Source organism: Nonomuraea cypriaca (genome assembly GCF_015645445.1).
Classification (GTDB): Bacteria; Actinomycetota; Actinomycetes; order Streptosporangiales; family Streptosporangiaceae; genus Nonomuraea; species Nonomuraea cypriaca.
In genome coordinates this window covers 1-9,740 of sequence record NZ_JADOGI010000323.1, presented here as the reverse complement: position 1 = coordinate 9,740, position 9,740 = coordinate 1, and the positions used below count along the sequence as shown (strand labels likewise).

The 9,740-nt window shown below is 73.5% G+C and carries 10 protein-coding genes; 9 read left to right on the top strand and 1 reads right to left on the bottom strand.

Annotated elements, in window-relative coordinates:
* The 4 genes from ITP53_RS50830 to ITP53_RS50815 form a co-directional block, all read left to right on the top strand.
* Nucleotides 1-1,366 (top strand): AMP-binding protein (locus ITP53_RS50830; protein WP_195902690.1); only part of this gene is annotated, 1,366 nt, incomplete at its 5' end.
* Between the two features lie 188 nt (nt 1,367-1,554).
* Nucleotides 1,555-3,042 (top strand): hypothetical protein, encoded by a 1,488-nt coding sequence (locus ITP53_RS50825; protein WP_195902689.1) that lies wholly within the window; start codon nt 1,555-1,557, stop codon nt 3,040-3,042.
* Between the two features lie 230 nt (nt 3,043-3,272).
* Nucleotides 3,273-3,902, top strand: a complete 630-nt coding sequence (locus ITP53_RS50820) for an RNA polymerase sigma factor (protein WP_328818483.1) — start codon at nt 3,273-3,275, stop codon at nt 3,900-3,902.
* Between the two features lie 117 nt (nt 3,903-4,019).
* On the top strand, nt 4,020-4,259 hold the full coding sequence (locus ITP53_RS50815) for an anti-sigma factor family protein (protein ID WP_195902688.1): 240 nt from the start codon (nt 4,020-4,022) through the stop codon (nt 4,257-4,259).
* Nucleotides 4,260-4,292: 33 nt separating this feature from the next.
* Here ITP53_RS50815 and ITP53_RS50810 read toward each other — a convergent pair whose 3' ends face one another.
* A complete protein-coding gene (locus tag ITP53_RS50810) occupies nt 4,293-4,535 on the bottom strand; it encodes an anti-sigma factor family protein (RefSeq protein WP_195902687.1) in 243 nt (80 codons plus the stop codon).
* Between the two features lie 261 nt (nt 4,536-4,796).
* On the opposite strand from ITP53_RS50810, the gene egtA reads away from it, so the two are divergent.
* The 5 genes from egtA to ITP53_RS50785 all read left to right on the top strand — a co-directional run.
* A complete protein-coding gene (egtA, locus tag ITP53_RS50805; protein WP_195902686.1) occupies nt 4,797-6,032 on the top strand; it encodes an ergothioneine biosynthesis glutamate--cysteine ligase EgtA in 1,236 nt (411 codons plus the stop codon).
* Nucleotides 6,029-7,330, top strand: coding sequence for an ergothioneine biosynthesis protein EgtB (egtB, locus tag ITP53_RS50800; RefSeq protein ID WP_195902685.1), 1,302 nt, complete (start codon nt 6,029-6,031; stop codon nt 7,328-7,330). Before egtA ends, egtB begins: the two co-directional genes overlap by 4 nt.
* Before the next feature lies 1 nt (nt 7,331).
* Nucleotides 7,332-8,051, top strand: coding sequence for an ergothioneine biosynthesis protein EgtC (gene egtC, locus ITP53_RS50795; RefSeq protein ID WP_195902684.1), 720 nt, complete (start codon nt 7,332-7,334; stop codon nt 8,049-8,051).
* Between the two features lie 21 nt (nt 8,052-8,072).
* On the top strand, nt 8,073-9,053 hold the full coding sequence (gene egtD, locus ITP53_RS50790; RefSeq protein WP_195902683.1) for an L-histidine N(alpha)-methyltransferase: 981 nt from the start codon (nt 8,073-8,075) through the stop codon (nt 9,051-9,053).
* A partial coding sequence (locus tag ITP53_RS50785) for an aminotransferase class V-fold PLP-dependent enzyme (RefSeq protein ID WP_195902682.1) occupies nt 9,050-9,740 on the top strand: 691 nt, incomplete at its 3' end. The genes egtD and ITP53_RS50785, both read left to right, overlap by 4 nt.

The following is a 9,740-nucleotide window of genomic DNA, read 5'->3' as shown; positions in this document are numbered from 1 at the left end:
CCGGGTGGCCGTGCTCGCCCCGAACGGTCACCTTCTGCTGGAGTCGACCTTCGGCGTGCCGGCCGCCGGCGCGGTCATGGTCCCGATGAACATCCGGTTGTCCGCGGGGGAGCTGGCGTACATCATCGACCACGCCGAGGTGTCCGTGCTCCTGCACGACGAGGAGCTCGGCGCGCTCGCCCGCGAGGCGGCCGCGGCGAGCCGGTCGCGCCCGCGCCTGGTGTCCTCCGGCGGCTACGAGGCGTTGCTGGCCGGCGCGGACCCCCTGCTGGTCCGGGTGGAGGACGAGCTGTCACCGCTGTCGATCAACTACACGAGCGGGACGACGGGACGCCCGAAAGGGGTCGTGTACCACCACCGTGGCGCCTACCTCCAGGCCCTCGCCATGGCGCTGCACACCCGGCTCGACGCGGCCAGCGGCTACCTGTGGACCCTGCCGATGTTCCACTGCAACGGGTGGTGCTTCCCCTGGGCGGTGACCCTGGCGGGCGGCCGGCACATCTGCCTGCGCAAGGTCGAGCCCGCACAGGCGTGGCGGCTGATTCGCGCCCACCGCGTCACGCACCTGTGCGGCGCGCCGACGGTGCTCACCTCGTTGCTGGCCCATCGCGACGCGCCGCCCGCCGCCCTGGACCCGCGGCTGCTCGCCTGCGTGGGTGGCGCGCCGCCGAGCCCGGCGCTGCTCGGCCGGGCGCTGCGGGCGGGCATCGACGTGATCCACCTGTACGGGCTCACCGAGACGTACGGACCCGCGGCGATCTGCCAGCCGCAACCCGAGTGGAGCGCACTGGGCGCCGGCGAACTGGCCGGGCTGACCGCGCGGCAGGGGGTGGGCAACGTGATCGCCCAGCGGATCCGCGTCGTGGACGCGAACGGCGACGACGTGCCGGCCGACGCCGTCACGGTCGGCGAGATCGCGGTGCGCGGCAACGACGTCATGGTGGGCTACCACCGCGATCCCGAGGCCACTGAGAAGGCGGCGCCCGGTGGCTGGTTCCGTACCGGTGACCTGGCGGTGTGGCACCCGGACGGCTACGTGCAGATCGTGGACCGGGCGAAGGACGTGATCATCTCCGGCGGTGAGAACATCGCCTCCGTCGAGGTCGAGAACGCGCTCGTGAGTCACCCCGCGGTCCAGGAGGCCGCGGTCGTCGCCCGCCCCGACCCGCACTGGGGTGAGGTGCCCGTCGCCTACGTGGCGCTCACCGCCGGGGCCATCGCCACAGAGGACGAGCTCATCGAGCACGTCAGGGGCCGGCTGGCGCACTTCAAGGCGCCCAAGGCGGTGTCCTTCCGCGAGCTGCCGAAGACCTCGACGGGCAAGATCCAGAAGACCGTGCTCAGGGAATGGGCGGCCGGCGACTGACCTCACGCGGACGGCTCGCCGGGACGATACGTGCTGCTGGACCGGGACGTTCCCGATGTGATGTCCGCGCGGAATAGGTAAGTTTCCCGGCATGTCCCGGCCCGGCGGGTGTCATGGGCGCGCATGCCTTCCGCAAGTCACCTCCTCATATCGGCGTTCGCTCAGCGGCCCGCGCTATGAAAAGCCTGATGGGAGCATCAGAAGCGGTTCGTTCGCGGCTCCGGGCTGCTCCGTGGCGGGCGCTGTTGGCGCTGGTGGCCGCCTGCTACGGGATGGTCCAGCTGATCGTCGTCACCCCCGGCATGGGGCTCGGATGGGACGAGGTCGTCTACGTCAGCCAGGTCGATCCGCGCGGGCCCGCGACCGAGTTCATCGCGCCCCGCGCCCGGGGGATCACGTTGCTCGTCGCCCCGTTGACGCTGGTCACCTCCTCGACCGAGGCGCTTCGGGTCTGCCTGAGCCTGCTGTCGGCGCTCGGGCTGTACGCGTCGTTCCGCACCTGGCTGCGGGTCCGCTCCGGAGCGGTGGTGCCGCTGGCCGCCCTGCTGTTCGCGTCCCTGTGGCTGTCGGTGTTCTACGGCAACGCGGCCATGCCGAACCTGTGGGTGGCGTTCTGCGCGGTCGCCGCCGCCGGTTTTTTCCTGCGCTGCACCCGGCACGACGGCGGGCCTGGCCCGGTGGCCGGGCTGGCGGTGAGCGTGGCCGTGGCCGGCCTGCTGCGCCCGCCGGACAGCATCTGGCTCGTCCTCCCGCTCGCCGTGGCCCTGCTCGTCCCAGGAAACCGGCTGATCAAGGCTGAGTCGCGCGCCCGGATCAGGGCCGGGGCCGCCCTGGCCGCCGGGCTGGTCGCAGGCTGGGCCGACTGGATCGCCGAGGCGTACGTGCGCTTCGGCGGCCTGGCCGCCCGCTGGCGGGCCGCCGGGGTGGCGAACGAGACCGGCGCGCACTTCTCGCTGTCCGAGCACGCGCGGGCGCTCAACGGGCCGCTGCTCTGCCGGCCACCCGCCCACTGCGGGCCCATCGAGCCGATCTGGCTGCTCTGGTGGAGCACGATCCCCGCCCTCGTCCTGCTCGGCCTGTACGCGGCCCGCCGCTGGGACCGCCTGGCCGAGTGCCTGATCCCGGCCGTCGCCGGACTGTCGATGGCCGTCCCGTACCTCTTCCTGGTCGGGTACGCGGCGCCGCGCTTCCTGCTGCCCGCGTACGCGCTGCTGGCCTTCCCGATCGCGCACGGAGCGCTGTGGCTGCCGGCGGCGGCACGGCGGCCTCTGCCGCGCGGCGCCGGGTCCGGGCTGTTCGCCGCCGGTCTCCTCGCCCAGTTCGCCCTGCAGGGGCTGACGCTCGACAAGGTGACGGGCGTCCGGCTGGCCACGCGCGGGGCCGACGCGGAGGTCGCCGGGGCGCTCACCGCCCTCGGCGTACGCCGGCCCTGCCTGGTGTACGGCGAGCACGCCGTGACGATCGCCCACCGGATCGGGTGCGAGTCCCACACGGTCCTGCGCTGGCCGGAGCGGAGCGAGACGCCGGCCGAGGTACGCGCCGCCCAGAGCGCCGGCAAACATGTGGTCGCCGTGGACGAGGGCCGTTCGATCCCGGCGCCGTTCCTCCAGGATTGGGGGAGGGGGCACCTGCGGGAAGCGCGTCCTGGCAGGTGGCACGCCTACCTTCCCCGTTGAGCCGCGCCGCAGCAATTCGCCGGAACTTGTCCAGTTAGTAACCATATGTACGACTGTGTCGGGAATGCGTACTCAAGCGGGGCGGCCCGCCGGGACGTGAGCATGTCAGGGGGAAGAGTTAGCCTGGGGCCGGTGTCGTCCCGGCTCGCCAAGCACCGGGGTCGGCACCGGGATTCGGCACCGGTCCCGAAGGCTTGGACGTCCCAGCGCTCGACCGGAGGGAAACGATCGTGGGGTCTTTCGCGGGGGGAGGGCTGCCCTCGGATGACGTGGTCGTCGCCGCCTTGCGCGCGGGTGACGAGGCGATGTTCGCGGCGCTGCTCGACACCTGGTCCCGGGGCATGCTCCGGGTGGCCAGGAGCTACGTGTCCACCGACCACTCCGCGGAGGAGGTCGTCCAGGACACGTGGCTGGCGGTGATCGACGGGATCGGCGGCTTCGAGCGGCGCTCGTCGGTCAAGACGTGGATCTTCCGCATCCTGGTCAACACGGCGAAGAAGCGCGGCGTGCGCGAGAGTCGCACGCTGCCATGGAGCGCCTTCGAGCGGGACGGCGGCCCGGCCGCCGGCCCCGGCGACACGCCCGACGGCTGGAAGGAGCCGCCCGCGGCGTGGGTGACGCCCGAGGGCGCGGCGCTGGCCTCGGAGGTGCGAGGGCTCATCGCCGAGGCCCTGGGCAGGTTGCCGCCGCGGCAGCGGATCGTGATCGCCCTGCGCGACGTGGAGGGCTGCAGCTCCGACGAGGTGTGCGAGATCCTGGAGATCTCCGCGGCCAACCAGCGGGTCCTGCTGCACCGCGCCCGCGCGGCGGTGCGCGACCGGCTCGCTGACTACTTCGAGTCGGTGAAACAGCCGGACTGACGCGTGGGGGCTCCCTCCGGGGATCCGAAGCCGCCAGAATGGCTCGCGGGCTCCTTCGGCCCGGGAGGCGGCACAATAAGTGAAACGGTTCATCCAGAGACAAGGGCGGTCAACCTCGTGAAGCGGTTCACCTGCGGCGAACTGGTGGGACTCATCACCGCCTACCTCGATGACGTCCTCGACCAGCACGAGCGCGCCGGTATAGAGGCGCATCTGTCCGGCTGCGAGGCTTGTGAGCGCTACGTCGAGCAGTTCCGCGCGACCATCGCGGCCCTCGGCGACCCGCCGCCGGAGAAGCTGCCCCCCGACGTGCGCGACCGGCTCATGTCCGCCTTCCGCACCCGCCACGGCGCATAACGCGCACAGCGCCACGGCGCACACCGCTATCGGTCAGGACGTCAGGAAACTCTCCCACAGCGCGTTGAGCACCGGCGCCGGCACGACGCCGTGCCGCAGGCAGCCGAGCACCGCGATCGTCGCACGAATCTGACCCAGACACCCCGAGCACGCCGGGCACGCGCCCAGATGGTCCGCGACCCGCCGTCGCCGGCCAGCCGGAAGCGCCTCTTCGAGATAGTCCGTGAGCGACTCCAGCACGTCATCGCACCCGAGGCCGGTCCCTGCTCGCTCCATGTCACCTAGTGCCGGTCACGCCCCATCCGTTACACCAAAAAATCCCCTGTAACGATCGCGCGGCTCGCGGGTCTGTAGATCTGGACTCCGCTGCCCGCGGCTGCCCGTGCGGACCGCCGCAGGTGGCCGCCGTGGGTCGCGAAGTCCGCCAACTGCGGCGAGCCGCCGCACGTGGCCCGCCGCCGGCGCGAAGTCCGCGTCCTCGTGACGGTCCGCGGGAGGCGGCCCTTCGCAGAACCGAGCGCCGGCGAAGGGGAGACGATGATCGGGCTGACGGCCGAGGGCACGCCGCTGCGGGACGCCTCGGATGTGGCGGCCTTCGCGCGCCGCTGCCTCCACCCCGCGCCGGGCGACCGCGTGGGCGTCGAGCTGGAGTTCCTGGTCTTCGACCGTACGGAGACCGCCGCGCACGTGCCGGTGGCCAGGGTCGAACGGGCCCTGCCGGCGCTGCCCGGCGGCAGCCGGGTCACGTTCGAGCCCGGCGGCCAGCTCGAACTGTCCGGACCGCCCGGGCCGCTGCCCGGCACGCTGGCCCGCCTCGCCGCCGACGTGAGCGCCGTACGCGACGCCCTGCGCGCTGCCGGGCTCGTACTGGCCGGGGTAGGGCTCGACCCGCTACGCCCAGCCCGCCGCCAGCTCCGCCAGCCCAGGTACGACGCGATGGCGGAGTTCCTCGGCGTGCCGTACGGGCCGCTGATGATGTGCTCGACCGCGTCGATCCAGGTCAACCTGGACCTGGGCGAACGGCCCGCGCTCCGCTGGCGACGGGCGCACGCGCTCGGCCCTGTGCTGCTCGCCGCCTTCGCCAACTCGCCACTGAGCGGCGGCGGCGCGCCGAGCGGCTGGATGTCGGGCCGCCAGGCCGTCTGGGACCGGCTCGACCGCACCAGGACCGCGCCCGTGCCCGCTGCGGGCCCCGCCGATAATCCCGCCGATGCTTGGGCCGAGTACCTGCTGGACGCGCGGCTCATGCTCGTACGCGAGGGCCAGGAGCGCTATCGCGCGGTCCTGGACGGCTCGACGTTCCGCGACTGGCTGGACGCCGGCCACGGGCGCCGGCCCACCGCCGAGGACCTGGCCTATCACGCGACGACGGTCTTCCCCCCGGTACGCCCCCGTGGCTGGCTGGAGATCCGGTACCTCGACGCCCAGCACCCGGCGGCCTGGCCGGCGTGCGTGGCGGTGACGTACGCGCTGGTCGTCGACGACCGCGCGGCCGAAGCCGCGGTGGCCGCGGTGGAGCGGCTGGGGCCGTACCCGGAGTGGGAGGTGGCGGCGCGGTGCGGGCTGTCCGACCCGCGCCTGCGCGAGGCCGCCGAGGCGTGCTTCCGCGCTGCGCTGGAGGCTCTGCCCCGCCTGGGCGCGGGCCCCGGCCTGGCCGGCGAGGTGGCCGCGTTCGCCGACCGGCACGTGACGACAGGCCGCTCGCCGGCGGCCGACCTGATGGATCCGACGCCGGGACGGCCCGTCCCGGCCTGGCTGAACGGACGACCATGAACGACATCAAGGAACGGATCGCCGCCGAGCTCATCGCGGTGCGCGACCGGTCGCTGACCTATACGGAGGCGGAGGACGACCTGCTGGTGCGCCAGCACTCGCCGCTGATGTCGCCCCTCGTGTGGGACCTGGCCCACGTGGGCAACTACGAGGAGTTGTGGGTGCTGCGGGAGGCCGGCGGCATCACGCCGCTCCGCCCCGAGATCGACGACATCTACGACGCGTTCAAGACCCCGCGCAAGGACCGCCCCACCCTGCCGTTCCTGGGCCCGGCCGAGGCCCGCCGCTACATCGAGGGCGTACGCGGGCGGGTGCTCGACGTCCTCGACGCGGTGAACCTGGAGGACGCCGGAGAACATGCGCCGCTGCACCGCGACGGCTTCGTCTTCGGCCTGGTGATCCAGCACGAGCACCAGCACGACGAGACCATGCTCGCCACGCTGCAGCTGTCCGGGCAGCCCGGCCTGGTCCGCGACGGCGACCTGCCCCAGGGCCGCGCCGACGGCCCCGAGGAGGTGTACGTGCCCGCGGGAACGTTCCTCATGGGCACCGGCACCCTGCCATGGGCCTACGACAACGAGCGGCCCGCCCACCGCGTGGACCTGCCCGGGTACTGGATCGACCGGCTGCCCGTCGGCAACCGCGCGTACGCGGCGTTCATCGAGGACGGCGGCTACGACGACCCGCGCTGGTGGACGCCGGAGGGCTGGGGGTGGCGGCGGAACAGCGGCGTCTCCGCCCCCCTGTTCTGGACCAGGGAGGGCGGCGCCTGGTGGCGTACCCGCTTCGGCCGCTCCGAGCCCGTCCCGATGGACGAGCCGGTCCAGCACGTGTCCTGGTACGAGGCCGACGCCTACGCCCGCTGGGCGGGCAAGCGGCTGCCCACCGAGGCCGAGTGGGAGAAGGCCTGCGGCTGGGACCCGGCGGCCGAGCAGGCCCGCCGCTACCCGTGGGGCGAGCGGAACCCGGGACCCGACCTGGCCAACCTCGGCCACCGCGCCGCCCACCCCGCGCCGCTGGGCGCCTACCCGGCAGGGGCCAGCGCGTACGGGGCCGAGCAGATGGTCGGCGACGTGTGGGAGTGGACCGGTTCGTGGTTCCAGCCCTACCCCGGCTTCCGCAGTTTCCCGTACAAGGAGTACAGCGAGGTGTTCTTCGGCCGGGAGTACCGCGTGCTGCGCGGCGGCTCGTGGGCGGCCGACCCGGCGGCGGTCAGGACCACGTTCAGGAACTGGGACTACCCGATCCGCAGGCAGATCTTCACCGGGTTCCGCTGCGCGCGTTCGGAGCTGGTCTGAGATGTGCAGGCACGCGGCCTGGCTGGGCGCCGCCCGCCCGCTCACCTCGCTCATCCACGAGCCCGAGCACGGCCTGCTCAAGCAGTCATACGCGCCGCGGCGGCAGCGCCAGGGCCTGATCAACGCCGACGGCTACGGCATGGGCTGGTACGACCAGGCCCGCGCCGAGCCGGTGCGCTACCGCCGTACCGTGCCCATGTGGGCCGACGCGAACCTGTCCGCGCTCGCGCAGGTCGCGCGCTCCACCTGCCTGCTGGCGGCGGTGCGCTCGGCCACCGTCGGCATGCCGATCGAGGAGAGCGCCACCGCGCCCTTCACCGACCGCGGCTGGCTGCTCAGCCACAACGGGCGCGTCACCAGGGACGCGCTGCGCGGGCTCGCCGGCGACCTCGCCGACCGGGCGGAGAGCGCGTGCGACGCGGCCTGGCTCGCCGCCGCCGTGTTCCTGCGCGGACGCGCCGGGGCCGCGCTGGGCGAGGCGCTGGCCGAGGTCGTCGCCGCCGCGGGGGAGAAGGACCCCGCCGCCCGCCTGAACCTGCTCGCCTGCGACGGCGCGTCCATCGCCGCGACCGTCTGGGGCGACACGCTTTTCCACCGCCGGCTGGACGACGGCGTGCTCGTGGCCAGCGAACCGCTCGACGACCTGCCCGGATGGCAGGCCGTGCCCGAGCGCAGCCTGCTGACCGTCACCGGCGACGCCGTGTCCGTCCAGCCGATCTGATCTCATACTTGAGGAGTCCCCGTGCCCGTAAGCCAGCCGACCGTGCAGGTGACCAACCACCTTGACCCCGACCAGTTGCGCCAGGCCCTCGAAGAGGACGTCAGGGCCGGGCTGACGGCGTCGCGCAAGTGGTTGCCGCCCAAGTGGTTCTACGACGCCGCGGGGAGCGAGTTGTTCTCCCGCATCACCCGGTTGCCCGAGTACTATCCGACCCGGCGCGAGCTGGCCATCCTGCGTGCCAGGTCCGCGGACATCGCCGCGGTCAGCGGCGCGGACACGCTGGTCGAGCTGGGCTCCGGCACGAGCGAGAAGACCGTGCTGCTGCTGGACGCGCTCGCCGAGGGCGGGAGGCTGCGTACGTACACGCCGGTGGACGTTGACGCGGTCACCCTGGAGGCGGCGGCGCGGCGGCTGGCCGGGCGCTACCCCGGGCTGGCGGTGCGGGCGGTGTGCGCGGACTTCGAGCACCAGCTGGGGTTGCTGCCGCGTGCCGGGCGGCGGATGGTGGCCTTCCTCGGTGGCACGATCGGCAACCTCGAACCCGCCGCCCGCGAGGTCTTCATCAAGGGCGTGCGGGCCACGCTGCGGCCGGGGGACACGTTCCTGCTCGGGGCCGACCTGGTGAAGGACCCCGGGCGGCTGGTGGCGGCGTACGACGACGCGGCCGGGGTGACGGCCGCCTTCAACAGGAACGTGCTGCGGGTGATCAACAGGGAGCTGGCGGCGGACTTCGAGCCGGAGGCGTTCACGCACGTGGCGCTGTACGACGCGCGCCGCGAGTGGATCGAGATGCGGCTGCGCGCGGACCGGGACATGCGGGTGTGGATCGACCAGCTCGGGCTGGCCGTGGACTTCACCGCTGGGGAGGAGACGCGTACCGAGATCAGCGCCAAGTTCCACCCGGAGGGGCTGCGGCGGGAGCTCGCCGGCGCCGGGTTCGAGGTGCGCCGCCTCTACACCGATCCCGCCGGTGACTTCAGCCTGGTCCTGGCCGGCGTGTGACCCGAACCGAGGACGTCGGGCGGGCGTGGCGTTCCGCCCGGGGTGTCGCGCCGCCCGGGCATCTCGACGCGGCCGGCTGCAACGTTCCGAGCGACCGGGTGCTCGACGCGGTCGTGGCGCACCTGCGGCTGGAACGCGAGCGCGGCGGCTACGGAGCCGTCCCCGATCTCACCGGGCCGAGGTCCGCCCTGGCCGTGCTGGCCGGCGCGGCTCCCGGTGACGTGGCGTTCCTGGAGAGCGGGACGGCGGCGATGGCGGCGCTGCTCGGCGGGTGGCGGCTCGCACCGGGCAGCCGCGTCGGCTACGCCCGCACCGAGTACGGCAGCACCCTGATGCTGCTGCGCCGCCTGGCCGCCTCGCGTGGCTGGCGGCTGGTCGAGCTGCCGGTGGACGGCGACGCGCGCATCGACCCCGAGGGCGTGCGCGCCCGGCTGGCGGCGGGGCTGGACCTGGTGATCGTCTCCCACATCGGCTCGCATCGCGGCGTCGTGCAGCCGGCGGCGGAGATCGGGGCGTTGTGCCGCGCGGCGCGGGTCCCGTTCGTGCTGGACGTCTGCCAGTCGCTCGGGCACGTGGACGTACGCGGGACAGGCGCGACCGCGTACGTGGGCACCTCACGCAAGTGGCTGGCCGGCCCGCGCGGCGTCGGCTTCCTGATCACCCCCGGCCTCACCCCCGCCATGGACG